Origin of the sequence: Kribbella sp. NPDC004536 (assembly GCF_042873835.1) — a bacterium.
GTDB lineage: Bacteria > Actinomycetota > Actinomycetes > Propionibacteriales > Kribbellaceae > Kribbella.
Genome location: NZ_JBIALY010000001.1, coordinates 1,367,775 through 1,393,985, shown reverse-complemented (window position 1 = coordinate 1,393,985; position 26,211 = coordinate 1,367,775). Strand labels below are relative to the sequence as shown.

At 69.1% G+C, this 26,211-nt stretch carries 21 protein-coding genes; 17 read left to right on the top strand and 4 right to left on the bottom strand.

Annotation, left to right across the window (positions count from 1 at the left end; translation table 11 throughout):
* Positions 1–68: 68 nt before the first annotated feature.
* From ACFYRU_RS06875 to ACFYRU_RS06850, 6 genes are all read left to right on the top strand, one after another.
* Positions 69–668, top strand: coding sequence for a cysteine hydrolase family protein (locus ACFYRU_RS06875; RefSeq protein ID WP_387653895.1), 600 nt, complete (start codon positions 69–71; stop codon positions 666–668).
* 4 nt (positions 669–672) lie between these two features.
* Positions 673–1,590: a GlxA family transcriptional regulator gene (locus tag ACFYRU_RS06870; RefSeq protein ID WP_387653893.1), complete on the top strand. Its 918-nt coding sequence runs from the start codon at positions 673–675 to the stop codon at positions 1,588–1,590.
* Positions 1,591–1,657: 67 nt separating this feature from the next.
* Entirely contained in the window at positions 1,658–2,317 is a 660-nt protein-coding gene (locus tag ACFYRU_RS06865; protein WP_387653891.1) for a hypothetical protein, read from the top strand.
* 149 nt (positions 2,318–2,466) lie between these two features.
* Positions 2,467–4,266 carry a hypothetical protein gene (locus tag ACFYRU_RS06860; RefSeq protein ID WP_387653890.1) on the top strand — a complete coding sequence of 600 codons (1,800 nt, stop codon included), beginning with the start codon at positions 2,467–2,469 and terminating at the stop codon, positions 4,264–4,266.
* A gap of 87 nt (positions 4,267–4,353) precedes the next feature.
* Positions 4,354–5,316, top strand: a complete 963-nt coding sequence (locus tag ACFYRU_RS06855) for an LLM class F420-dependent oxidoreductase (RefSeq protein ID WP_387653888.1) — start codon at positions 4,354–4,356, stop codon at positions 5,314–5,316.
* A gap of 143 nt (positions 5,317–5,459) precedes the next feature.
* Positions 5,460–9,080 carry a S8 family peptidase gene (locus ACFYRU_RS06850; RefSeq protein ID WP_387653886.1) on the top strand — a complete coding sequence of 1,207 codons (3,621 nt, stop codon included), beginning with the start codon at positions 5,460–5,462 and terminating at the stop codon, positions 9,078–9,080.
* 120 nt (positions 9,081–9,200) lie between these two features.
* On the opposite strand, the gene ACFYRU_RS06845 is transcribed toward ACFYRU_RS06850, so the two are convergent.
* Positions 9,201–10,571 carry a lytic transglycosylase domain-containing protein gene (locus ACFYRU_RS06845; protein ID WP_387653884.1) on the bottom strand — a complete coding sequence of 457 codons (1,371 nt, stop codon included), beginning with the start codon at positions 10,569–10,571 and terminating at the stop codon, positions 9,201–9,203.
* 258 nt (positions 10,572–10,829) lie between these two features.
* Between ACFYRU_RS06845 and hemL the strand changes: the two genes are divergently transcribed.
* The 9 genes from hemL (at position 10,830) to ACFYRU_RS06800 (ending at position 19,312) form a co-directional block, all read left to right on the top strand.
* Positions 10,830–12,152: a glutamate-1-semialdehyde 2,1-aminomutase gene (gene hemL, locus ACFYRU_RS06840; protein WP_387653882.1), complete on the top strand. Its 1,323-nt coding sequence runs from the start codon at positions 10,830–10,832 to the stop codon at positions 12,150–12,152.
* 37 nt (positions 12,153–12,189) lie between these two features.
* Positions 12,190–12,813: a histidine phosphatase family protein gene (locus tag ACFYRU_RS06835; protein ID WP_387658034.1), complete on the top strand. Its 624-nt coding sequence runs from the start codon at positions 12,190–12,192 to the stop codon at positions 12,811–12,813.
* Positions 12,813–13,376, top strand: coding sequence for a TlpA family protein disulfide reductase (locus ACFYRU_RS06830; protein WP_387653880.1), 564 nt, complete (start codon positions 12,813–12,815; stop codon positions 13,374–13,376). Before ACFYRU_RS06835 ends, ACFYRU_RS06830 begins: the two co-directional genes overlap by 1 nt.
* Positions 13,376–14,119, top strand: a complete 744-nt coding sequence (locus ACFYRU_RS06825; RefSeq protein ID WP_387653879.1) for a cytochrome c biogenesis CcdA family protein — start codon at positions 13,376–13,378, stop codon at positions 14,117–14,119. The genes ACFYRU_RS06830 and ACFYRU_RS06825 overlap by 1 nt, the downstream gene beginning before the upstream one ends.
* A 1-nt stretch (position 14,120) precedes the next feature.
* On the top strand, positions 14,121–15,707 hold the full coding sequence (locus ACFYRU_RS06820) for a cytochrome c biogenesis protein ResB (protein ID WP_387653877.1): 1,587 nt from the start codon (positions 14,121–14,123) through the stop codon (positions 15,705–15,707).
* Complete coding sequence (gene ccsB / locus ACFYRU_RS06815; RefSeq protein ID WP_387653875.1) at positions 15,704–16,690, top strand: c-type cytochrome biogenesis protein CcsB; 987 nt, start codon at positions 15,704–15,706, stop codon at positions 16,688–16,690. The genes ACFYRU_RS06820 and ccsB overlap by 4 nt, the downstream gene beginning before the upstream one ends.
* A gap of 1 nt (position 16,691) precedes the next feature.
* Positions 16,692–16,943 carry a DUF4229 domain-containing protein gene (locus tag ACFYRU_RS06810; protein WP_387653873.1) on the top strand — a complete coding sequence of 84 codons (252 nt, stop codon included), beginning with the start codon at positions 16,692–16,694 and terminating at the stop codon, positions 16,941–16,943.
* A 179-nt stretch (positions 16,944–17,122) separates the two neighbouring features.
* Complete coding sequence (locus ACFYRU_RS06805) at positions 17,123–17,719, top strand: TetR-like C-terminal domain-containing protein (RefSeq protein ID WP_387653871.1); 597 nt, start codon at positions 17,123–17,125, stop codon at positions 17,717–17,719.
* A gap of 60 nt (positions 17,720–17,779) precedes the next feature.
* A complete protein-coding gene (locus ACFYRU_RS06800) occupies positions 17,780–19,312 on the top strand; it encodes an MFS transporter (RefSeq protein WP_387653869.1) in 1,533 nt (510 codons plus the stop codon).
* Between the two features lie 55 nt (positions 19,313–19,367).
* Here the strand turns inward: ACFYRU_RS06800 and ACFYRU_RS06795 are convergent, their stop codons facing one another.
* From ACFYRU_RS06795 to ACFYRU_RS06785, 3 genes are read right to left on the bottom strand one after another with little or no spacing between them, the layout of a single operon-like run.
* Entirely contained in the window at positions 19,368–19,844 is a 477-nt protein-coding gene (locus ACFYRU_RS06795) for a GNAT family N-acetyltransferase (RefSeq protein ID WP_387653868.1), read from the bottom strand.
* Positions 19,841–20,455 (bottom strand): TMEM175 family protein, encoded by a 615-nt coding sequence (locus tag ACFYRU_RS06790; RefSeq protein WP_387653866.1) that lies wholly within the window; start codon positions 20,453–20,455, stop codon positions 19,841–19,843. The genes ACFYRU_RS06795 and ACFYRU_RS06790 overlap by 4 nt, the downstream gene beginning before the upstream one ends.
* Entirely contained in the window at positions 20,452–21,468 is a 1,017-nt protein-coding gene (locus ACFYRU_RS06785; protein WP_387653864.1) for a M48 family metallopeptidase, read from the bottom strand. The genes ACFYRU_RS06790 and ACFYRU_RS06785 overlap by 4 nt, the downstream gene beginning before the upstream one ends.
* Before the next feature lie 117 nt (positions 21,469–21,585).
* Between ACFYRU_RS06785 and ACFYRU_RS06780 the strand changes: the two genes are divergently transcribed.
* Together ACFYRU_RS06780 and ACFYRU_RS06775 are read left to right on the top strand one after the other, a co-directional pair.
* On the top strand, positions 21,586–22,704 hold the full coding sequence (locus ACFYRU_RS06780; protein ID WP_387653862.1) for a PLP-dependent cysteine synthase family protein: 1,119 nt from the start codon (positions 21,586–21,588) through the stop codon (positions 22,702–22,704).
* Positions 22,705–23,710: 1,006 nt separating this feature from the next.
* Positions 23,711–26,068: a hypothetical protein gene (locus tag ACFYRU_RS06775; protein WP_387653860.1), complete on the top strand. Its 2,358-nt coding sequence runs from the start codon at positions 23,711–23,713 to the stop codon at positions 26,066–26,068.
* Positions 26,069–26,211: the final 143 nt, after the last annotated feature.

Here is a 26,211-nt window from a genome sequence, read left to right as displayed (position 1 = left end):
CGGATCCGTCCGCTACCGGCCCCGATAGAGCCTTCAGCGGTACGTTGTTCAGCGCGCACGATGGAGTCATGAGCCGAACCGCACTGATCGTGATCGACGTCCAGGAATCGTTCCGGGTCCGCCCGAACTGGCAGCTGGTGAACCACCCCGACATCGCCGACCGCGTCGGCCGCCTGGTCGACGCCGCCCGCGCGAAGGGTGACCTGGTCGTCTGGGTGCTGCACACCGAACCGGGGACCGGTGGCGCCTTCGACCCGGCCGAGGGGCACGTCCGGCTGATCGACGGTCTCGAACCGTTGCCGACGGAAACGATCATCACGAAGACCTCCCACAACGCCTTCACCACAACGAATCTGCAGCAGTATCTGACCCAGCACGGCGTGTCCGAAATCGTCGTCTGCGGCATCCGGACCGAGCAGTGCTGCGAGACCACCGCTCGTGTCGGCTCCGACCTCGGGTACGACGTCGTGTTCGTCACCGAGGCGACCGCGACGATGGCGCTGGCCCACTGGTCGACCCGGGAGCAGGCGAGTGTCGAGGAGATCCTCGCCGACCCGCGGACGCTGACCGCGGATCAGGTCGCCGAGCGTACGGAGTACGTGCTGGCCGGCCGGTTCGCCACGATCCGGACCCTCGACGAGCTGACCGCCGTACCTGTGGGATCCTGACCGGATGCGCCCTACCCGCGTGGTCTTCGTACTGGTGCCGCGGCTCCACTTACTGGATCTGGCCGGGCCGGCGCAGGTGTTCAGTACTGCGAAGGACTTCGGGTACGGGTACGAGGTCTCGTACGTGGCCGAATCCGACGAGGTCACGACCGCTCAGGGCGTGCCGTTGCGGGCGCAGTCGGTGTGGCCTGAGCTCGAGGCGGGCGACCTGATCGTCGTACCCGGATGGCGGTCGCCGCGGCTGTCGCCGGAGCCGCCGATCGGGCCGGAGTTCCGGCAACAGCTCCGTACGCACCACGCCCGCGGCGGGACGGTCGCGAGCGTCTGCTCGGGCGCCGACGCGCTCGGGTGGGCCGGGCTGCTCGACGGGCGGCGGTTCACCACCCATCACGACCTGACCGACGAACTGGCCGCCCGCTACCCGGGGGCGACCATGGTCCGGGACGTGTTGTACGTCGAGGACGACCGGGTGATCACCTCCGCGGGTATCGCGAGCGGGATCGACCTCGCGCTGCACCTGGTCGCGGTCGGCCGCGGCGCGGAGGCGGCCGCCCGGGTCGCGCGCGAGATGGTCGTGTACGCCCGGCGCAACGGTGACGAACTGCAGGAGTCCGCGATGCTCCGGCACCGCGACCACCTGAGCGACCTCGCCCACCGCGTCCAGGACGTGATCGACGCCCGGTACGCCGACAAGTTGCCGCTCGCCGAACTCGCGGGTGACGTCGGCGTCAGCGAACGCACCCTGACCCGGATCTTCACCACGGCTACGGGTCTGACCCCGTTGAAGTACCAGCAACTCCTCCGCGTGGAGCGCGCCGAGCACCTGATCGGCCACGGCAGCACCGTCGAGTCCGCGGCCCGGACAGTCGGCTTCGAGGACCCGCGAATGCTCCGCCGGCTCCGTTCCCGAACCTCTGTCTAGACCGGAACAACTTTCCCCGCCTGACCTGCGTCTACCCGTGCACAAGCGATCGACGAGGGGACGGATCATGAAGTTTTCGGGGGGATTCCGCCGCGGCGCGCTGGCGACCGGGCTGGCAACGAGCGTGATGGCCGTGGGCCTCAGCCTGCTGGCAACACAGGGTGCGGACGCCGGCACGACGTCGGCCACGTCGTTGAGCCGGTCGCAGTTGCTGACCGTCAGCCAGGTGAAGACGGCTGACGCACGCCGCAACTGGTTCCGGCAGGTCGACAGGGGAATCCTGCCGCGCACCTACTGCGGCCCGGCCTCGACCGAGGGCAAGCACGTGTCGGCGCGGATGGCCCGCGGATTCACCGACGAGCTGGACGCCTATGGCGCGCAGTACGTCAGCCAGTACGCGAACGCGGCCGCCGCGCGAGCGGCGTACAACTCGGTCATCGCGACGCTGAGGTCCTGCACCTACAGCAAGCCGGCGCCGACGCACGCCCGCAAGATCACCGAGAACCGCGTCGTCAAGGGCGCCTCCGGCGACCTCACCCAGGTCATCCGCTGGTACGACTACCCGAAGCCGAACGACCCGGGCAGCGAGGCCGGCGGCTTCCCGTACGCGGTCACCCTGAAGGGCCGCAACGTCTCGGTCCTCGCGTTCAGTGAGATGGGCCCCGGCGTCCCCGCCCCCAACTTCGACAAACTCGCGCGCGCAGCAGCGGCCAAGCTCACCCGGTAGGGGATGCGGGGCGTGCCGGCCGGAGCGGATGAGGGGTCACCGCTCCGGCCGGCACTTTTCGGTTTTCTCGAAGCACCGAGGACTGGACAGGTGACCGGTGGGTAGATGACTGTGGGTCGCGACCGCTCGGGTGGGGGAGAGGACATCGGATGAAGCTTCGGTATGTGTTCAGTTCGGTGATGCTGGTTGTTCCGCTGGCTGTGGTGGCGGTGGTCCAGCCGGCCACCGCGGCGCCACAAGGGGCCGGAGGCAAGGTTCCTTCCTTGCTGCGGCAGGAGGCGAACGAGGCGGCCGGGAAACAGCAGGCTCGATCTCTGGGCGCAGGGCGGCTGGGGGTGCAGGTCTATGCGGCTGCGCCCGTAGACGCTCAGCAGCAGAGTGAGCTCAGTCAGCTCGGTGTGACGGTGCAGACGAACTCCGCGGACTTCAAGAGTGTCCCGGGAGCTGATCTGCCGAGCACCGGGCTGGTCCTGGCCCAGGTGCCGTACGACAAGCTCGACGCCGTGGCGGCGTTGCCCTGGGTGACCGCGTTGCGGCCGGCCACTCGGCCGGCGGTGGACGTGGGGCCGGTGACAGCCGAAGGTGTGCAGCTGCACAAGGCGGACCAGGCCCAGGCTCGTGGTCTGACCGGGCGTGGCCAGACGATCGGCGCGATCTCCGGCGACGTCGACCACCTCGCCGACGCGATCGCCGCCGGCGAGCTGCCGGCCGACGTCCAGGTGCTGCAGCAGGCCGCGTCGTACACCGACGACGAGGGCACCGCGATGCTCGAGATCATCCACGACATCGCCCCGGGCGCGAAGCTCGCGTTCGCGAGTGCGCAGGACACCACCGCGCAGTACGTCGAGGCCTTCCACACACTCGCGAACGCCGGGGTGTCGATGATCGCCGAGGACATCGCGGTCGACGACGAGCCCGCGTTCCAGCAGGGCATCGCGGCCGCGACGGCGGAGGCGCTGGCCAAGCACGGGATCTTCATCAGCTCGTCGGCCGGCAACTTGGGTACCCGGCACGCCCCGCGGGTGACCGCGGTCGGTACCGGCAAGGGCGCCGACGGCGCGACCGGGCCGTACACGAACTGCCCGACCGACCCCGACAACGTGGTGAAGCTGCGCGGCGACGACACGTCGTACGACCTGAACCTGCTGCCCGGCGCGCGGGTCATGCCGACCCTGCAGTGGAGCGAACCGCGGGCGATCTACCCGACCGCGGGCCAGGGCGGATTCACCGACCTGAACCTGTACCTGATGGACCAGACCGGTACGAAGTGCCTCGCGGTCAGCAACAACGTGCAGGCGAACGGTGTCGGCGACACCATCGAGCAGTTCGACTACACCAACACCACGGGCGCGCCGCAGCGGGCGAAGCTCGTCGTCGACGTCCAGGGCACGTCGACCGCTGTCCGGCCGCCGGTCCTGGACCTGCGCTGGCGGGCGTTGGCGGCCGGTGTGCAGACGCTCGACCCGGCGGACCCGGCCGGTTCGCTGAACCCGGACTCCAACTACACGTACTTCGCCACCAGTGCGGGTGCGGTCAACTCGAGCGTGTCGACCGACCCCGCGACCACCCCGGTCGAGGCGTACAGCGGTGCCGGGCCGGTGCAGTTCCTGACCACGACGCGCTGCCCGGGCAACAAGCCGGGTCCGTGCCGTGGCATCTCCGGCGGCGGCGGGCTGAGCTTCCCCGCGCCGAACTGGCTGGCCGCGGACGGTGAATCGGTCAGCGGCGCCGGTGGTTTCGGCTCCGGTACCTGCCCGACCAGCACCCAGGGCGCCTGCCGCTTCTTCGGTACGTCGGCCTCCGCACCGACCGCGATCGGTGTCGCCGCACTGACCCGGCAGGAGTTCGGCGGCCGGCTCGCCCCGATCGCTCTGAGCACCATCCTCTCGGCCCGCGCCGTACCCCGGACCGGCCCCGGAACCGGAGCCGGAGTCCTGAGCGCCCGATGAATTAAGAAGTCGCAGTGGTCCGATTGAGAACGAATTCAGTACTCGTATTCATGGACCGATGCCGCCATCCCCCGAAAGGATGGCGGCATGACTACACGTTTCGGGGTATTCGTACCGCAGGGCTGGAAGATGGATCTGGCCGGGATCGCGGATCCGATCGAGCAGTGGGAGGCGATGACGGACGTCGCCAAGCGCGCGGACGAGCAGTCCTGGGACTCGATCTGGCTGTTCGACCACTTCCACACGGTGCCGGAGCCGAGTGACAACACCACGTTCGAGTGCTGGAGCGCGACCGCCGCGCTGGCCCGCGACACCAAGCGGGTCAACATCGGCCAGATGGTCGGCTGCAACGGGTACCGCAACCCGGCGCTGTACGCGAAGATCGCCTCCACCGTCGACGTCGCCAGCCACGGCCGCCTGTACGCCGGCATCGGCGCGGGCTGGTACGAGCACGAGTGGAAGGCGTACGGCTACGAGTGGACCGACGTACCGCAGCGGATGGCGGCGTTCCGCGAGGCCACCGAGATCATCTACAAGATGTGGACCGAGGACAAGCCGGTCTACAACGGCAAGTACTACTCGATCGACGCGCCGATCAACGAGCCGAAGGGTGTCCGCAAGCCGCACCCGAGCTTCTGGATCGGCGGTGGCGGCCCGAAGGTCACGCTGAAGCTGGTCGCCCAGTACGCCGACGCCGCGAACATCGGCGGCGGCAACCCCGAGGTGATCAAGGAGAAGTGCGACATCCTCCGGGAGCACTGCCGCACGATCGGTCGCGACTACGACGAGATCATCAAGTCGACCGGGCTGAACGTGTTCCCGATCGACAAGGGTGACGACCCGCAGAAGGCGACCGAGAAGGCGCTCGGCCCGATGAACCGGGACAAGTTCGACCGGGACAACTTCGTCGGCACCGAGGACGAGATCGCCGACAAGGTCGACGCGGCCCTCGAGGCCGGCGCCGACTACGTGATCTTCTACGTCCCCGGCGTCGCCTACGACCTGGACCTGCTGGAGCGGGTCGAGAACGTCGCCAAGCGCTTCGCCTGACACCTGAGGCCTGACACCTGAGGCCTGACCGGAACCGGTCATGGCGGATGTAGGTCAGTGAGAGTGGTGGACTGGGGCTCAGGGCAACTGTGAGGCTCCTGCCGATGGCCTCGCGTGGGTCGGGGCATCGGGAGGTGTCCCAGTTGTATTCCCGATTGTCCCGGGCCGCGTCAGGTCTGCTCGCTGCGGTGGTCGCCGGTTCCCTGCTGCTGCCGGCCACTGCGGCGAATGCGGTACCACCCACCCAGCTCGCACCGGGCGCCCAGGCGACGCCCGGTGCGAGCACCAAACGCATCACGCTCGTCACCGGCGACGTCGCCGAGCTGACGACCAGCGCCGACGGCCAGTCCTCGGCCCGCCTGCTCGACGACGAGCCGTACTACTTCGGCACCTTCGATGGCGATCTCACCCTGGTCCCCGCCGACGCGTACGCGCTGCTGTCCGCGGGCCGCCTCGACAAGCGCCTGTTCAACCTGACGGAGCTCGCCGCCCAGGGGTACGACGACGCCAGCAGTAACCAGTTGCCTTTGCTCGTCACGGGCTCGTTGCCCAGTACCGCGGCCACGCTCCGTCGTACGCTCCCCAGCGTCGGAAGCACCGCGGTGTCCGTGCAGAAGGCAGACGCGAAGACCTTCTGGGCCGGCATCAGCGGCCCGACCACGTTCAAGTCGAGCGACGTCAGCAAGATTTGGCTGGACGGTCGCACCCACACCACCGACGAGCAGTCGCTCAAGCAGGTCGGCGCGCCGACGGCGTGGAAGCAGGGGTACGACGGCCACGGTGTGAAGGTCGCCGTACTCGACACCGGGTACGACGCCGGCCACCCCGACCTGGCGAAGCAGGTCGTCGCCTCGCAGAGCTTCGTACCGGATGAAGCGGTGCAGGACCTGCACGGCCACGGTACGCACACCGCGTCGATCGTCGCGGGCCTCGGTACGGCCTCCGACGGCAAGCGGAAGGGGGTCGCGCCCGGGGCCGAGCTGCTGATCGGCAAGGTGCTCGACAACACCGGCGGCGGGTACGACTCCGAGGCGATCGCCGGCATGGAGTGGGCCGTCCAGCAGGGCGCGAAGGTGATCAGCATGAGCCTCGGCGGCTGGCCGTCCGACGGCACCGACCCGATGAGCGAGGCCGTCGACCGGCTGTCGAAGTCGAGCGGCGCGCTGTTCGTGATCGCGGCCGGCAACTCCGGCGCCGAGGAGACCGTCGGTTCGCCGGGCGCCGCGTCCGAAGCGCTGACCGTCGGCGCCGTCGACCACAACGGCAACCTCGCGAACTTCTCCAGTCGCGGCCCGCGCCTCGGTGACGGTGCGCTGAAGCCCGAGGTGACCGCACCGGGCGTGGAAATCGCCGCGGCCCGCGCCGCCGGGACCGAACAGGGCCATGTCCTCGGCCAGTACTACACCGCGATGAGTGGTACGTCGATGGCGACGCCGCACGTCGCCGGTGCCGCCGCGATCCTCGCGCAACGGCACCCCGACTGGACCGGCCCGCAGCTGAAGGCCGCCCTCGCGTCGACGGCCGTACCGTCCGCGGGGGCCCGTCCCGACCAGCAGGGCCTCGGTCTGATCGACATCCCGGCCGCGCTCGACCCGAAGATCCTCCCGGACACCGCGAACCTGTTCTTCGGCGACCTGTCCTGGACCGGGCCGGACGCGCCCGCGCCGGTCACCCGTACCGTTGCCTACCGCAACAACACGAACCGCCCGCAGACACTCACGCTGTCGGTCGGTGCCCAGTCCCCGGCGGGGGTGCAGGCCGGGCTGACGGTGAGCCCAGCCCGGCTGACCATCCCCGCCGGCGGTACGGCCTCCGCGACCGTCACGCTCGACCTGGCGAAGACCTCGGCCGGGAAGTACTCCGGCGTCGTCACAGCCAGGTCCGGCACCACGTCGTACCGGACCGGGCTCGGGTTCGCGGCCGGTGGACGGCTGAACCAGGTGACCGTGAAGGCGATCGGCCGCGACGGCCGGCCCGCGACCACGGCCGCCGGTGCGAGCGGCGTACAGCTGTGGAACCAGGACACCGGCGACGTGAACGCGATCGCGTTCGACCAGAACGGCAGCCGGACCCTCGACGTACCGACCGGCCGCTACAGCGTGATGGCGTACGCCGTCGGTGGTGACGAGGCGAACTGGGCGAACTCGCTGACGCTGCTCGGCGACCCGGACGCGTGGATCGACGGCGACCGGACGTTCACGTTCGACGCCCGCGCTGCGCACAAGGTGACGATCAAGACGCCACGGCCGGCCGACGCGCAGAGCATCGGCGTCGCTTGGCACCGCAAGGTCGGCAGCCGGGACGCGGTGTCCGGCTGGGCGTTCAACGGCCGGATTGCCGACGGGGTGTACGTACAGGACTTCGCAAAGGTTGCCAACGGCACCTTCCAGGTCGTGCAGCGCTGGGACCTGGCGCAGCCGCAGCTGACGGTCAACCTGCCTGACGGCAGCAAACTGCCGACCCCGGCGTCCGGCTCGTCCAGGACCGTGTACGTCGGGAACGAGACCCTCCCGCTCTACAACGCCGGCGACGGCACGACCGCCGAGCTGACCGGGGCGAAGGACAAGATCGCGCTGATCCGCTGGGGCGGTTTCGACAAGACGACCGCGCAGGTGCAGGCGGCGAAGGCGGCCGGGGCCAAGGTCGTGTTCCTCTACAACGAGTCGCCCGGCTACTGGTCCACCGGCACCGAACAGGGCATCCCCGTCTACACCTTGCGGGCGGATCAGGCGAAGCCGTTGCTGAACGGCCCGACCGCGCTGCGGTTGAGCGGCGTCCGGGACAGCACGTACCGGTACGACGTCGCGATCGGCCCGTCCGTCGTCAAGGGCGGTCTGACGTACGACGTCGCGAGGATGAACCCGGCCGTCGTGACGACCGACTTCCAGCGCAACGACGCGTTCTGGCTGCACAACGACCAGCGGATCGCCCACCTGCCGGGCATCTCGACCGGACTGTCGGCGTCCCGGTCGATCGCGGCCGCGGTCAAGCGGACCGACTACCTGGTCACCGACCTGAAGGGCGTCACCTGGGACGAGAAGACGTCCGCGGGGGAGTGGAACGAGACGGGCTTCGAGGCAACGATCCCGCGCTCGTACCGGCCGGGCGAGCACGTCACGCGCGGGTGGTGGCAGTCGCTGACCCGTCCCGCCGTACCAGGGCTGTCGGACGCTCCGGGGGACGTGGATCAGGGCTGGCCGCCGGCGCGGTTCGAGAACGCGTTGCGGATCGCGATTCCGCAGTACGTCAGTGGCGACCGGAGCGTGTTCGGTTGGGGTGACCGCGGCGACGTGACGAGCCTGAAGCTGAGCAGCAACGGGGTTCAGCTGGGGACCAAGAACTGGTCGGTCGCGCAGTTCGCCGTACCGGCGAAGGCAGCCTGGTACGACCTGACGCTCGACCAGCAGCGCGGCCCGAAGAGCTGGGCGACCACGTCGACGTCGACGCACACCCGCTGGCACTTTCTCTCGGTGCCGACGAAGGGCCGCGCCGTCCTGCCGCTGGTCCAGGTCGACTACCAGCACACGAACGGATGGCTCGAGCTGACGCCGCGGTACCAGCCCGGAGTCCGCGGAGTAGGTGTCTTCCGCACCACCGCAGAGATTTCCTTCGACGGAAAGAGCTGGCAGAAGCTGCCGCTGCGCGGTTTCGGAACCTTCCGCACCCCGGTTCCGGCCGGCGCCTACCCGAGCATCCGGGTCACCGCCACCGACCTGATCGGCAACAGCATCACCCAGACGATCGACCGCGCCTGGGCGAACTGAACGTTAAAAAGGCGACGCCACGAAGCCGGGGGGAGATGCTCCGTGGCGTCGCCAGGGGCGCGCCAAGGGAGGGGTGGGGGCAGGCGCGCCGGTCTGGGTGTGTTCGTTTGTCCGGGAGGGTCAGCTCCCGAGGACGCCTCCACCGAGGACGCCCAGCAGCCCCAGCAGGGACAGCAGGTTGCGGATGACTTGGTCGACAGCCTTCGCGCCACCGGTCTGGTAGGCGGTCACGCACTTCTGCAGCTGGTCCTGGGTCGGCTTGGTGATCGTCACCTTCGCCATCTCGGACTGGCAGTACGTCGTCGCGGTTTGCAGCTGCTGCAGCGTGCTGCCGACAGTGCCGACGATCAGGCCGGCTGCGGTCGTCAGCGTCGCCACACCGGGCGTCGAGGGGGTCGTGGTCGGCGTCGTCGGCTTGGTGGTCGGCTTCGTCGTGGTGGGCCGGGTGGTGGTCGGCTTCACGGTCGGCTTCGCCGTCGGCCTGTCGGTCGTCGTCGGCGGCTTGCTCGGCTCGGCGGTCGGCTTGGCGCCGCCGCGCTCGTCGGTCAGGATCGGGGTCGGCTTGGCCGGCGGCGGCGTCGGGATGTCGGTCGCCTCCGGCAGGTTCTTGTCGGCCGGCGGGTCGATCCCCGGGTCGGTGATCTGGTCGCCGGCCTGGTCCACGTCGTCGCCCGACGTACCGTTGCCGACCGCGATCCAGCTACCGCCGGCGTACGCCTTGGCGATGCTGAGCACGAGGTCGACGTACGCCTGCGAGTGGTTGTAGCGCAGCACGGCCGCGTTCAGGTCGGACGCCTTGGACAGATCGGTGTTGCCGGAGCACAGGTACACCGCGGTGGACATCGCCGCGTCGTCGATGTCCTGCGGGTTCCGGACGCCGTCGCCGTCGCCGTCCACTCCCATGGCTCGCCAGGTGCCGGGGATGAACTGCATCGGGCCGACCGCACGGTCGAACGCGCCGTCGCCGTCGAACGCACCGGCGTCGGTGTCGGTGATCCGGGCCGTGCCGGACGAGCCGTCCAGCCGCGGGCCGTAGATGCCTGGGACGGCGACACCCTTCGAGTTCAGCGAGTTGCCGCCGAAGCGGCCGTGGTTCGACTCGACCCGCCCGATCGCGGCCACCAGCGTCCAGGGCAGGTGACAGCTCGGGTCCGCCTGGGCCAGCACCTGCTGGGCCCGGGAGTACGCCTTCAGGGCAGCGTTCGGGATGCCGTTGCGGGACAGGCCGGACACCACCTGGGTCGGCTGCTCACCCGGGTCGACACCCGGCCCGACCGTGCCCGGAACCGTCACGTTCGCGGGCACCGTGATCGGCTGCTTCGGTACGACGACCGGGTTCCCGCCGGACAGCCCGTGGTCCAGCGACGCCGTGGCGATCGCCGGATTGTCCGTGGCGCTGACGGTGAACGCGCTCGCGAACAGCGCCAGCGGGATCAGCGGCGCCACCTGACGCCACCCGCCACTCGTGGCGCGGCGTTTGCCCTTCGCCATCGATGATTCCCCTCCGTGACTCATCGACTCGTCCGGCCCCACGCCGCGGACAGTCTTTGTGTCTTTGCCGGTTTACCGTCGTGATAGGTCTAACGTCCGCCCCGTTGCGTGGGTTACGCGCCGGACCCAGACCGTGTACGTGCGGTCACCGGGTACCCATACTGGCGCGTAACAAAGCGCCTGTGAACCCCTTGTGAACGATCGGTACCGGAAAACTCCCTGGCCCTGCCGGTCCGGGCGCCGCACCGGTCGGGGAGAATGGCCGCCGTGCCCGACAACTCAGAACAGTCCGCCGCGCTCTTCGACAGGGCCTCCGCTGTCACCCCGGGCGGGGTCAACTCTCCCGTCCGCGCGTTCCGCGCCGTGGGCGGCGTGCCGCGTTTCATGGCCTCCGGTGACGGATGTCACATGACCGACGTCGACGGCAACCGCTATCTCGACCTGGTCAGTTCCTGGGGCCCGCTGCTGCTCGGCCACGCACACCCCGAGGTGATCGCCGCGGTCCAGGCCGCCGTCGCCCGCGGTACGTCGTACGGGACGCCGACCGAGACCGAGGTGCTGCTCGGTGAGGAGATCGTCGCACGGACGCCGGTGGACAAGGTCCGGCTGGTGTCGTCCGGGACCGAGGCGACGATGTCCGCGCTCCGGCTCGCCCGCGGATTCACCGGGCGGAACAAGATCGTCAAGTTCGCCGGTTGCTACCACGGTCACGTGGACGCGCTGCTCGCGCAGGCCGGTTCCGGCGTACTGACGCTGGGCATCCCGGGGACGCCCGGCGTCACCGAGGCGACCACCGCGGACACGATCGTGCTGCCGTACAACGACCAGCCGGCCGTGTCGGCCGCGTTCGCGGAGTGCGGCGACCAGATCGCGGCCGTGATCACCGAAGCGTCGCCCGGCAACATGGGCGTGGTCCCGCCCCGGGACAACTTCAACGCCTTCCTTGCCCGCACGTGCAAGGAGAACGGTGCGCTGTTCATCTCCGACGAGGTGATGACCGGGTTCCGGATCACCAGGTCCGGCTGGTACGGCGTCGACGGCGTGCGGCCCGACCTGATGACGTTCGGAAAGGTGATGGGCGGCGGCTTCCCGGCCGCGGCGTTCGGCGGTCGCGCGGACGTGATGGCGCACCTCGCACCCGAGGGCTCGGTCTACCAGGCCGGGACGTTGTCCGGGAACCCGATCGCCACCACCGCCGGACTGACCACGCTCCGGCTGGCCACCGACGAGGTGTACGCCAAGCTCGACGAGACCTCGCTCACCATCCAGCGGCTGGTCTCGACCGCTCTGGACAAAGAAGGTGTGCCGCACGTCATCTCCGCGGCCGGGAACCTCTTCAGCGTCTTCTTCGTGGAGTCATCGGAGGGACCTGCCGAGATCCGGGACTTCACCCAGGCCAACGCCCAGGTGCTGCCCCGGTTCACGGCGTTCTTCCATGCCATGCTGGACGCCGGCGTCTACCTGCCGCCGAGCGCGTTCGAGGCCTGGTTCGTGAGTGCGGCGATCGACGACGACGCGCTCGCGTCGTTGGAGTCGGCCCTCGTACCGGCGGCCCGTGCGGCCGCTGCCGTAGAGAACTGAAGGGACAGCGGTGACCGAAACGACGGTCGTGCACCTGATGCGTCACGGCGAGGTGTACAACCCGACCGGTGTGCTGTACGGCCGGATCCCGGACTACCACCTGTCCGAACTCGGCCGGCAGATGGCCGACCGGGTCGCCGAGCACGTCAAGGGGCGCGACATCGTGCACCTGGTCAGTTCGCCGCTGGAGCGGGCCCAGGAGACGATGGAGCCGATCGCCAAGGTGTTCGGGCTGACACCGGACATCGACGAGCGGGTGATCGAGGCCGCGAACCTGTTCGAGGGCAAGAAGTTCGGCGTCGGCGACGGCGCGCTGAAGAACCCGAGCGCCTGGTGGCTGCTGCGGAACCCGTTCAAGCCGTCCTGGGGTGAGCCGTACCAGCAGCTCGTCCGCCGGATGCGGGACGCGATCGAGACCGCCCGGCAGAAGGCCGCCGGGCACGAGGCGCTGATCGTCTCGCACCAGCTGCCGATCTGGATCGTCCGGTCCGCGATCGAGGGCCGCCGGCTGGCGCACGACCCGCGCAAGCGCCAGTGCAGCCTCGCCAGCCTGACCTCGTTCACCTTCCACGGCGACCAGATCGTCTCGGTCGGGTACTCCGAACCGGCGAAGGACCTGCTGCCGGTGAAGAACCCGAAGAAGTTCGTCGGAGGCGCCTGATGCGACGCGTCGTGCTGTTGACCGCCGGTGTGCTGCTGGCGGTCACCGCCTGCTCTTCGGGGCAGCAGGCGGCGCAGAGCAGGCAGGGCCAGGCCGGTTTCGTCAGCGGCAACGGAAACGTGTCGGTGTTCGCGGCCGCCGACCGCAAGGCGGCTCCCGAGCTGACCGGCAAGACCCTCGACGACAAGACCTGGACCCTCTCGGACCATCGCGGCCAGGTGGTGGTGCTGAACGTCTGGGGCTCCTGGTGCCCACCGTGCCGCAAGGAAGCACCTGATCTCGTCGCCGCCGCCAAGGAGCTGGGGGCGTCGGTGCAGTTCGTCGGGTTGAACACCCGCGACCTCGATCCGGCACCGGCGAAGAAGTTCGTCCAGGAGTTCGACGTCCAGTACCCGAACCTGTACGACCCGAACGGCAAAGCGTTGCTCAGGTTCCGCGGCCAGATCTCGCCGGCCGCGATCCCGACGACGTTGGTGATCGACAAGACCGGCAAGGTTGCCGCCCGGGTCGTTGGCGAGGTCACCAAGCAGACCCTCCTCGGAATGGTGAAAGACGCAGGCTGATGGGTGAGTGGTTCGCCTCGTCGATGACGGGCTCGATGCTGGTAGCGCTGCCGATCGCGGTGCTGGCCGGTGCGATCTCGTTCTTCTCGCCGTGCGTCGTACCGCTGCTGCCCGGCTACCTGTCGTACGTCACCGGCCTGTCCGCGGCCGAGCTGGGTTCGGAGAAGCGCGGCCGGATGCTGGCCGGTACGGCGTTGTTCGTCGCCGGGTTCTCGGCCGTGTTCATCCTCACCGGCGTGCTGTTCGGCAAGGCAGGCGACCTGCTGATCGACCACCAGACCGCGATCACCCGGGTCCTCGGCGGGCTCACCGTGCTGCTCGGCGTGGTGTTCCTCGGCGGCTTCGGCTTCATGCAGCGCGACCTGCGAGTCCACCGGGTGCCGGCGGTCGGGATCGCGGCCGCGCCGCTGCTCGGCGTACTGTTCGGATTCGGGTGGACGCCCTGTATCGGGCCGACGCTCGGGACCGTGATGACGCTGGCCACCACCGAGGGCAGTACGGCGCGCGGCGCGACGCTGGCGCTGGTGTTCAGCCTCGGACTGGGGATTCCGTTCATCGTCGCGGCGCTGGCGTTCCGGCGGATGCTGGGCGCGGTCACATGGGTCCGCAAGCACCAGTTGCTGGTGATCCGGATCGGCGGCGTACTGATGATCGCGGTGGGACTGCTACTGCTGACAGGAGTGTGGGACTCGATGACCGCGGACCTTCGGCAGTGGGTCGCCAACTTCGGATCGGCGGTCTGAGATGACGGACATCAAGGACCACATCACCGCGCCGACCGGCAACTCCGGGAACGAGCCGCCGCCCGCCCTCGGCCTGGTCGGCTGGCTGCGCTGGACCTGGCGGCAGCTGACGTCGATGAAGACCGCGCTGGTGCTGCTGTTCCTGCTCGCGCTCGGCGCGGTGCCCGGATCGCTGATCCCGCAGACGCCGATCGACCCGATCAAGGTCTCGGACTTCCTCGCGGCGCACCCGAAGCTCGGTCCGCTGTACGACAAGCTCGGACTGTTCGACGTCTTCAAGTCGGCGTGGTTCTCGGCGATCTACCTGCTGCTGTTCATCTCGCTGATCGGGTGCGTCGTCCCGAGGCTTTCGGTCTATTTCAAGGCGTTGCGGGCCCGTCCGCCGAAGCCGCCGCGGAACCTGAACCGGCTGCCAGGGTACGAGCGTTTCGAGGTCGACGAGGCCGGCGACGTGCTGGCGATGGCGACCCGGGAGCTGAAGCGCCGCCGCTTCCGCGTGCAGTCGTACGACGGCGCCGTCGCGGCCGAGCGCGGTTACCTGCGCGAGGCCGGCAACCTGCTCTTCCACTTCTCGCTGATCCTCGCGCTGGTCGGCGTCGCCTGGGGCTCGCTGTTCGGGTACCGCGGCACCGTATTGGTTGTCGTCGGCAACGGTTTCTCGAACTCGGTCGCGCAGTACGACGACTTCGCGCCGGGCCGTGCGTTCAGCGGCGACGACGACCTGCCGCCGTTCTCGCTGACCGTCAAGGACTTCCAGGTGAAGTTCCAGCAGGACGGCCCGCAGAAGGGGGCCGCTCGCGAGTTCAAGGCACAGCTGTCCTACCAGGAGACGCCGGACGCACCGGAGAAGTCATACCTGCTGCAGGTCAACCACCCGCTCAAGCTGGACGGCAGCAGCGTGTACCTGCTCGGCCACGGGTACGCGCCGCGGGTGACGGTCCGCGACGGGCAGGGGAACGTGGCGTTCTCCGGGCCGGCGCCGTTCCTGCCGCAGGACAGCAACTTCTCGTCGTTCGGCGTGATCAAGGCTCCGGACGCGCGACCGCTGACGCTCGGTTTCGAAGGATTCTTCCTGCCGACAGCGGTGATCGGCCAGCAGGGTCCGGTGTCGGTGTTTCCCGACGACCTGAACCCGGCGCTGGTGATGACCGGGTACTACGGCCGCCCGCAGCCGGAGACCGGTAAGCCCGAGTCCGTGTACCAGCTGGACAAGACCAAGCTGACGCAGTTCACCAAGGACGGCGACAAGTGGCGGTTCCAGCTCGCGCCAGGGCAAAGCATCGCGCTGCCGGACAAGGCGGGGTCGATCACGTTCGACGGCTACAGCCGCTGGGTGAAGCTGCAGATCAGCCACACGCCCGGGACCGGCCTGGCACTCGCGGGCATCCTGCTGGCGATCCTCGGACTGATGGGATCGCTGTTCGTGCACCCGCGCCGTACCTGGGTGCGAGTCCGCGAAATCGACGGGCGTACCGTTGTCGAGGTCGCCGGTCTGGACCGTGGCCCCGAGCGTGGCCTCGGCGACGAGATCCAGGCGATCACCGACCGACTTAGACCTGCCAGCTCGACCAACCAGGAGCAGTCATGAGCCCGGAGACCTACGCGCAAGTCTCCAACTTGCTGATTCCGACGGCCACGGTGATCTACGCCCTGGCCATGGTCTCCCACGCGATGGAGTGGGCCGTCGGCCGTGCCTCGGTCGCGCAGCCGGCCCGGGTACGGGAAGAGGTGCTCGTCGCGTCGGACGGCGCCGCGGTCGCGGGCGGGACCACCGACACCCCAGCGGTCGAGGAGCCGGCATCCGCCGGGCGGATGGACGCGGCCAGCCGGATCGGGCTGCTGCTGACCTGGCTCGCGTTCGTGCTGCACCTGGGCGGTGTGGTGACCCGCGGACTCGCGGCCGGCCGGGTGCCCTGGGGCAACATGTATGAGTTCTCGATCACGGCCTCGCTCGCGGTCGCGATCGTGTACCTGATCTTCGTGCAGCGGTACAAGCTGCAGTACCTCGGGCTCGGCGTGACGTTCGTGATCGCCGCCGTCCTCGGCCTCGCGACGCTGGCGCTGTACACCCCGGCCGGCCCGCTGGTCCCGGCGTTGCACTCGTACTGGCTCGTGATCCACGTGTCCGCGGCCGCGATCTCCGGTGGTGCGTTCACCGTCGGCGGGCTGGTGTCGGTGCTGTACCTGCTGAAGGCGCGGGCCGAACGCAAGGTGCTGGCCGGCGGCACGATGTCCGCCTCGCTGCGGCGGCTGCCCAGCTCGGAGGCGATGGACGGTACGGCGTACAAGGTGCTGGCGTTCGCCTTCCCGCTGTGGACCTTCGGGGTGCTGGTGGCCGGTCCGATCTGGGCCGAGCACGCCTGGGGCCGGTACTGGGGCTGGGACCCCAAGGAGGTCTGGTCGCTGGTGACGTGGGTGGTGTACGCCGCCTACCTGCACGCCCGCGCGACCGCCGGCTGGCGAGGCCGCCGGGCCGCCACGATCGCGATCGTCGGCTGGTTCGTGTTCATCTTCAACTTCGTCGGCGTGAACCTGTTGGTGTCCGGCATGCACTCCTACGCCGGGGTGTGAGATGAAAGAGTTCGGTATCTACACCGGCCTGCGCGCCGCGCTGTTCGCGGTCTGCCTCGCGGTGCTGTGGGTCGTCCTGCGGAGCTGGCTGTCGATCTGGCCGATCGCGCTGCTGGCGCTGATCGTCTCGTCGATCCTGTCGATCTTCGTGCTCCGGGCCGCCCGTGACCGGCTGGCCGGCAAGATCGACACCCGGGCCGCCAAGCTCAGCACCCGCCTCGAGCAGGCCCGCTCCGCCGAGGACGACGACTAGCAGGCAACTGCCGCCTGCCAACGCCGTACCAGTCATCGACTGGTACGGACAGTGACGTATGCCACTCGGGAATTCCCGGCAAATTCGTTTGTGCATTCCTTCACACGAGTCGTAACGTGGTGGATGAAACGAAACGGTTTCGTTCCATCGTGATGATGTAGCTACGCAGGGTGATGGATGTGGAGACAGCACGGCAGCGGCCGCGGGTGGCCGGCGGGCGTGAGGACGAGATCCTCGACGCGACCGTCGCGGTGGTGGCCGAGCTCGGCTACGACCGGCTGACCATGGACGCGGTGGCAACTGCGGCGAAGGCCAGCAAGGCGACGCTGTACCGGCGCTGGTCCACCAAGGCCGAGCTGGTCGTGGACGCGATCAGCCGGGCCAAGGGCTGCCCGATGCCGGAGGACGTCGACACCGGCAGCCTCCGCGGCGACATGATCGCGATGGCGTGCGGCGACGGCGGGTTCATGGACGAGGTGCCGATGTCCGTGATGGCCGGTCTGTTCACAGCTCTGCAGCACGACGCAGAGTTGAAGCGGGCCGTCCAGGAGCGGTTCCTGGCGCCGCGGCTCGGGCTGGTCACCGAGGTCTACCAGCGGGCGGTCCGGCGCGGCGAGATCGCACCCGACGTCGACATCGAACTGCTCTCCGCGACGTTTCCCGCGGTGATCATCTACCACGCGTTCGTCCTGGGCATCGAGCCCACCGACGACCTGATCCTCCGAGTGATCGACAACGTGATCCTGCCTGCGGCGCGGGGGTCGCAGGCGAGCTGACCGGTGAGGGGCCGGTCCGCGACCAAGCAAGACAGTCTGCCAAGAGGGGAAGTTTTTCTTATGTCCGAAGAAGTCATCAACGCCGATCCTCCGGAGGCGGCACACGGCCATCGCAACCTCGGCATCGCGCTCGCACTGATCTGCATGGCGCAGCTGATGGTGGTGCTGGACGGCACGATCGTGAACATCGCGCTGCCGCACATCAAGGACGCGCTGGGCTTCAGTGACGCGTCGCTGCCGTGGGTGGTCAACGCCTACGCGCTGGCGTTCGGCGGTCTGCTGCTGCTCGGCGGCCGGATCGGCGACATCGTCGGCCGCCGCAAGGTGTTCGTGTTCGGCGTCGTGCTGTTCGGCCTGGCGTCGTTCGTCGGCGGTATCGCGCAGAGCGAGAGCGTGCTGCTGACCAGCCGGATCCTGCAGGGCCTCGCGGCCGCGGCGGCCTCGCCGAACGCGCTCGCGCTGATCACCACCACCTTCCCGGCCGGCAAGGAGCGCAACCGGGCGATGGGTGTGTACGCCGCGATGTCCGGTGCGGGCGCGGCCGTCGGCCTGATCCTGGGCGGCGCGCTGACCGAGGCGTCCTGGCGCTGGACGTTCTTCATCAACACTCCGATCGGCCTGCTGGTCGCCGTCCTGGCGTTCCGGTTCCTGGGCGAGTCGGAGCGGCAGTCCGGCAAGTTCGACCTGCCCGGCGCGGTCACCGGTACGGCCGGTCTCACCTCGCTGGTGTACGGCCTGACCCACGCCGCCACCAACGGCTGGGGCGACACCTGGACGCTGATCTTCATCTTCACCGGCCTGGCGCTGATCGGGATCTTCCTCGCCATCGAGGCGCGCTCCCGGCACGCGCTGATGCCGTTCCGGATCCTCGCGAACCGGACCCGTGGAGTCAGCTTCTTCGTGATGCTGATCGTCGGCGCGGCGATGTTCTCGATGTTCTACTTCCTGGGCATCTTCGTGCAGAGCATCATGGGCTACAGCGCGCTGAAGACCGGTATCTCGTTCCTGCCGTTCAGCGTCGGCATCGTGGTCGCGGCCCAGGTCGCGTCGTCGCTGGTGGCCCGGATGGACCCACGCTGGATCTCCGGCGTCGGCGGCCTGTTCGTCGCGGGCGGCATGTTCGGGTTCAGCCGGCTCGAGGTCGACTCGACGTACTGGACCCACCTGCTGCCGTACATCCTGGTGCTCTCGTTCGGCATGGGCCTGATCTTCGTACCGCTCACGCTGACCGCGGTCAGTGGTGTCGCGGCGGAGGACTCCGGCGTCGGTTCCGCCGTACTGAACACCGTGCAGCAGATCGGTGGTGCGGTCGGCCTGGCGCTGCTCGGCACGATCTCCGCCAACGCGATCAAGGACAAGTTCGCCGAGCTGGCCCCGGGCCTGCAGAAGGCGGCCGAGTCCGGGCAGTCGCCGGACCAGATCAAGCAGCTGCAGGGACAGTTCACGGCGGTCGCGACGACGCACGGGTTCACCCGGGCGTTCATCTGGTCGGCGTTCCTGGCGCTGGGTGCAGCGTTGATCACGCTGGTCGGCCTGTCGATCAAGCACAAGGACCTGGCCAACGACGGCCAGACCACAGTCCACATGGGCTGAGTACGGTCTCGAAGGGCTCGCTTCCGGGAGGGGGAGGCGAGCCCTTCGTCTTGTTCTACAGGGGTTTGTGCATCACGAGTTCACGGCGTACGCCGTCGGCCATCAGGTCGCCGAGCTCGTCGGTGTCGACGTACCCGTGGCGCAGGTACAGGTTGTGCGCCGGGTCGTTGCCGGGGACAACGGACAGCTTGAGGGCGGTGGCCCCGATCGACCTGGCCCAGTCCTCGATCGCCTGCATCAGGGCGTTCCCGACACCCTTACCGCGGCCCTCCGGTGCGACCCACATCGAGACCAGCTCGGCGTGGTCCTCGTCGGGGAATCCACCGGCCAGACCGGCCGGCGTATCGTCGATGCTCGCGATCACCTGGTAGGCGCCGGGCGCCCCGAGCCGCTCGCGCCAGCGCTCCTCCGGCGCGTCGACCCAGTCCGCGTACTGCGAACCGAACGCGAACGCGGCCTCCTGCAGCGCGGCCAGGCGCAGCTCGCGCCAGGCTTTCCAGTCGTCGGGGCCGATGGATTGGATGTCGATCATGTCGTCTTGATCCGTTGGGTCAGGGGCGGCAGCCAGTAGAACGGGATGAGCAGCGAGAACGCGATGATGCCGAGCACCGGCAGGATCGCGCCCAGCGCGGTGCCCGCGCCGTACAGTAACGGGCCCATGAGGAAGCGCCGACTCATTTTCCGCGCCTCCTCAGGACTGATCGTGTCACCCAGCAGCCGGTGACCGCGGCGCGCGTACTCCCAGATCGCGTTGAACGGCAGCCCGCCGGCGACCAGCACCACGCCGTACAGGACGACCGCTGTCCGCTCGCCCTCGTGGTTGCGCAGCGCGGACGCGAGGACACCGGCCGTGAACGGGATCAGCGCGACCAGCATCAGCAGGATCGTGTTCAGGAACAGCAGCACCCGGTCCGCGCTCGCGATGTGGTCGAACATCGCGTGATGGTTCGCCCAGACCAGGCCGATCACCAGGAAGCTGATGACGTAGCCGAGGTACGACGGCCACAGGTGCCCCAACTGCTGCAGCAGGTGGGCGGTGTCCTCGGGAACCTTGATCTCGATCACCAGCAAGGTGATCGCGATCGCGAAGACACCGTCGCTGAACGCCTCCAGACGGGCGGTCTTCAGCACTGCCCCCGTCACCGGGGTGGGAACTTGGACGAAACCCAGTCGCGGACCCCGCCGAGACCGTCGCCGAGGTCGCGGAGGAACTTGGCGAGCGGGTCCTGGGAGCGGTTGAACGCGTCGGAGTACGACTTGGCGGCGTTCTTCGCCTCCTGGGAGATCGAGGCGTCGGCGTCGTCCTGGCGCTTCGGGTACTCGCCGGAGACGATCGTGGTGTACTCGCCCTCGTCCACCCAGCGGCGCAGCTCGTGCGCGCGGATCACGGCCAGCGGGTGCGACTGCGCCTCGAGCAGCAGCAGCTTCAGCACGCTGTCGCGCAGGTCGCCGGCGCTCTCGTACTCCGTGCCCTGGGCAAGGAACGCGGTGGTGTCGAGCTCGTTCAGCTGACCACCACTGGCCAGCTTCATCTGCACCCGCAGCGCGACCGCCGGGTCCTGGGTGGCGAGCAGGCCGGCCCGGTCGCCGGACAGCTCGGCCTTGCGGGACCACTCGTGCAGCGCGGCGATGATCGCCCGCAGCCCGAGCGCGCCGATCGGCATCCAGTTGAACGCCCCGGTCAGCCGCATCAGCCACATCAGCAGCGACTGGTACAGCGCGTGACCGCTCTGCGCGTGGCCGAGCTCGTGGCCGAGTACGAACCGTAGTTCCTCCTCGTCCAGCCCGGTCAGCAGCGCGCTGTTCACCACGATGAACGGCTTGTCCATGCCGATCGTGACCGCGTTCCAGATCGGGCTGTTGGTGACGAACAGCTCCGGCAGTTCGCGTACGTCGAGCGTGCTCGCCGCCTCCGTGTACAGCCGGTTCACGGTCGGGAACTGCCGCTCGTCGACCCGGATCGCCGACCCCAGGAACTGCAGCCGGAAGGCCCGCTCGTTGATTAGACCGGACATCTTCCGCAGTACGTAGTCGAACCCCTTCAGCTGCCGCAGCGCCACCAGCGCACCGCGGTCCGCAGGATGCTCCCACGCCCGCGAACTGATATCGGTCAACGTCACCCGCTGCCGAGTCGGCCGATCGTTGCTGTCGCTCATAGCTCCCCCAACCCAGTCGTCATGACCTCCGACACTAGCTCGCCCCCGGGGTCCCGCGGACCTGGTTACCGAGCGTAGGAATACTCAAATCGCGCCGTACGTCTTAGCCTGGCCCGCATGAGTGAGGTAGACGGGGTGTGCCGCGAGGTCGATCGCCGCGACGACAAGGCCCGGGCCTGGGTCTCCGAAGCGATCCGGATCGTGGACGCCGACGCGAACCGGAGCGCGGACACGCACCTGCACGTGTTCCCGATGCCGGACGGTACTGGTGTGGACCTGTACCTCAAGGACGAGTCCGTACACCCGACCGGCTCGCTCAAGCACCGCCTGGCCCGGTCGCTGTTCCTGTACGCCCTCTGCAACGGCTGGATCCACGAAGGCACCACGGTGATCGAGGCGTCCAGCGGCTCCACCGCGGTCAGCGAGGCGTACTTCGCCCGCCTCCTCGGCCTCCCGTTCATCGCCGTGATGCCGCGCTCGACGAGCCCCGAGAAGGTCGAGCTGATCGAGTTCTACGGCGGCCGCTGCCACTTCGTCGAACGCTCCGGCCAGATCTACGGCGAGGCCAAGCGCCTCGCCGAGGAGACCGGCGGCCACTACATGGACCAGTTCACGTACGCCGAACGCGCCACCGACTGGCGAGGCAACAACAACATCGCCGAGTCGATCTTCGGCCAGCTCTCGCTTGAGCAGCACCCGATCCCGACCTGGATCGTGGTCGGCGCCGGCACCGGCGGTACGTCGGCCACCATCGGGCGCTACGTCCGGTACCAGCGCCACGAGACGTGCGTCGCGGTCGTCGACCCCGAGAACTCCGCGTTCTTCCCCGCCTTCGAAGCCGGCGACCACGACTTCGCCACCGGCCGCCCCTCCCGCATCGAAGGCATCGGCCGCCCCCGCGTCGAACCCTCCTTCGTCCTCGGCGTCGTCGACCGGATGATCTCCGTACCCGACGCCGCCTCGATCGCCGCGATGCGCTTCTGCTCCCGCGTCACCGGCCGCCTCGTCGGCGGCTCCACCGGCACCAACCTCTGGGGCTCCCTGCGCCTGGCTGCCGAGATGCGCCGCACCGGAGCCCGCGGCAGCATCGTCACCCTGCTCTGCGACAGCGGCGAACGCTACGGCAACACCTACTACGACGACACCTGGCTCCGCACCGCCGGCATCGACATCACCCCCTACACCACCACCCTAGAAACCTTCGCCACCACCGGCCACTGGACCGAACCGGAATAGCCCCCACCCCCCAAACCCAACCCACCCGCCCCCGCCCCACCGCCCCACTCCAAACGCCCTCACAGCGCCCACCGCACCGACGCCTACCGCATCGCCTACCGCACCGGCGCCCACCGCCCCCGCACCCACCCCACCGCCCCACTCCAAACGCCCTCACAGCGCCCACCGGACCGGCGCCCACCGCAGCGCCTACCGCACCGGCGCCCACCGCAGCGCCTACCGCACCGGCGCCCGCCTCGCTGGGCTCGCTCCGCACGTTCCGCTCCGTGCCTGCTCCGCACGTTCCGCACCTCGTCCGCCTGACGGCATCGCCTGACTGCGCCCGCCGGACCGCGCCCGTTCCGTACGTTCCCACCGCGTCCGGTCCGCGCTCCCACCCTCCGACTCTGCGCCGGCATCTCAGCTACCAGGCGACGCCGGGGGACCCGCGGCTGCCGCCGGACTACTTTCGCCTTGCACGAGACTCCTGCGGACTTGCGCCCGCCCGCCGCGTGACTATCGCACCGCGTGCCCCGCAGCCACGCACATCGTCGCTCCACCATTACCCGCGTCTCGTCCCGACCGACCGCCCCGACCGACCGCCCCGACCGACCGCCCCGACCGACCGCCCCGACCGACCGCCCCGACCGACCGCCCCGACCGACCGCCCCGACCGTCCCGACCAGCTGCCGCGGTCCCGACGGCCGTCCTGGTTCCGACCCCACCGTCTCGACTCCGCCGTCCCCGTCCCCACCGTCCCCCGTCCCCGTGCCCACCACCCTCCGAGTCTCACCGGCCGGTCAGCGTTCGACGACCTCCCGCGGGCTACCGCTTGCCTGTCGGTGCCTGGCTGACCGCCGTCAGGCGAAGCGCGCGTGATAGCCGCCGAACTGGCGAGCCGATCCGAAACCGCGAACGTATACCCGGTCCAACACCTGGTCAGCATGTGACGTTTCCCCTTGTGGACAAGGGATTCCGGAGCTCCCGGCGTTTGGCGGGATGGCAAGTCTGCTATAGAATCGAAGACATGTTCGAAGAGGATCTGGACGCCCTAGCGACTCGCGACCTGCTGGAGCGGGCCGCCGAGCGCCGCGCAGCAGCCAGTCGCGCCGACGCCGAACTGCTCACCTGCGCCCAGATCTACGCCGACCGCTGCCACCCCGCGAACAGCGAAACCCCGTCCACCCACCGATCCCGCGACGGCCGCGAACGAGCAGTCGTCCTAGGCGGTGACGGCTGCCCCGCCATCGCCGAGTTCGCCGTCGCCGAGTTCGCGGTCATGATCGGTGTCTCTCCCGGGGTCGGCCGTGACGTAATCGCCGACGCCCTAGCCCTCCGCCACCGCTTTCCCCGCACCTGGGCGCGGATCAACCAAGGCGAGGCCACTCCCTGGAAAGCCCGCCAAATCGTCCGAGCCTGCACGAAGCTCGATCAACCCGCCGCGGAGTACGTCGACCGCCGAGTCGCGGGCATCATCGATTCGATCTCCCCGTACCGGCTGGACAAGATCGTCCAGGCCGCGAAGCTGTACGCCGACCCGAAACTAGCCGCGGACGAATCCGCCGAGGCAGCCGAGGAACGAGGCGTATTCGTCGGCCGTGGCGACAAGAACGGCAACAAGACTATCTACGTCAAGGCCGCGGCGGCCGCCGTCAACCGCCACGACTCGGCCATCGCCGACATCGCCGAAGCCCTCAAGACGCTCGGCGACACCCGCTCGGTCCAGCACCGCCGCGCCGAAGCGATCGGCATCCTCCCCGACCCGCTCTTCACCCAGGAACTCCTAGACCAAGCCAACCAGTCCCACCGAGCCCACCACCAAAATCCCGCCAACCCCACCAGCCCCAATCCCACCCCAGCCCCCGTCTCCCCCAAGCAGCCCGCCGCCGCCAGCGCGGGCCCCAATGCGGGCCGTAGCACCGACCCCAGCCCCGCCCCCACCGCGGGGAACAGTACCGCCCACAGCGCAGGGAACAGCACCGCCCACAGCGCAGGGAACAGCACCGCCCACATCGCACGGAGCAGCGCGGGCCAGGGCACCGGTCACGGCACCGCCCCCAGCGCAGGCAACAACGCGAGCAACAACGCCAGCCATGGCACGGTTCGCGGGGCGGATTGGGAGACAGGATCGGGCGATGGGCCTACCTCGGCGCCTGAGGGAGACGGCCCCAACCAGCACACCGACGGCTCCGTAGCGGCCAGGATCCATGCCCGGATGGCCACGCCTGACGTATCGGACCGGACCGACCGGACCGACCGGATCGACCGGCCTGATGGGACCTATGGGACCGACCGGACCGATGGGACCGACCGGACCGATGGGACCGACCGGAGCGCTCCGACCGATCGGATCGCTCTGACCAGCCTGACTGACGCGACCGGCCCGGTCGGCGTGACCGAGCTGACCGAGCTGACGGAGCTGGTCGGGCCCGAGGGGTCGGGTGGTGGGCTCGATGTGGTGGAGCCGGTGGGGCCACCGGATGATCCGTGGTTGGAGGCCGCCGGGCCGGCGGACCCTGACCCGTCGGCCGATCCGTACGACGGTTGCGTAGATGCGCATCACGACGACCCAGGTCGCGAAGCCGGCGGCGGTTCCCCGATGGATGCTGGAGCGCTCCGAGCATTGAACGCCCGGCTCGCCCAGATCAAGCATGATGCGTATGCGAACGCGATCCGTGCTGCCAAGCGAAGCATTCTCGCGACGCCTCCAGGCGCATCCAACCCGGCCACCCCGAACGGCACCGGCATCGGCACCGGAGGCGCTGTCCTCCAGCACTCAGCCGGCGCAACGGCCGATGCCCGCCGCAGTCGTCCGGTGCGTCCCGGCCAGACCGAGGTCGTCGTGCATCTCACCGATCACACCCTTGCTACTGGCAACGGAGTGCTGCGGGCGGAATCCATCGGACCGCTGCTGGCCGCCCAGTTGACCGAACTCCTCGGCTTCGGCCCTTACACGGTCAAGCCTGTCATCGACCTCAACGACGCCGTCAGTGTGAACGCGTACGAGATCCCGACCAGGATCCGTGAGCGGGTCAAGCTCATCCACCCCGTGGAACTGTTTCCGTACGGCACCCGCGAAACCACGAACGCCGTCGACCTCGACCATATTCAGCCGTACGACCCGCATGGACCTGATGGTCAGACCAGTACGACCAACCTCGCGCCGCTGGGACGGTTCGGCCACCGGGTGAAGACCCATGCCCGTGGCTGGTCGGTTCGCCGCGTCGACCGCACGACCCTCGAATGGACGACACCTCATGGCTTCAGGTTCCGCGTCGATCCCACCGGAACCCGGCGAGCAGACATCGGACGCGGCAGTACTGGAGTCGGCGTCGAATCGTCGATGGGATCCTCCGAGCGTACGAATGGGGGACCGGAAGGATGAGCATCGGCTGGTCAGGAATCTTCACGAGTGGCGGGCTCGGCCTGGTCGCTGTGGGGTTGATGCTGACGTTGGTTTGTTTGCTTACGGCTGTTGACCCGATCGCCCGGACGCGTAAAGGGCCTGCCGGGGGCGTGGTGTGCGTT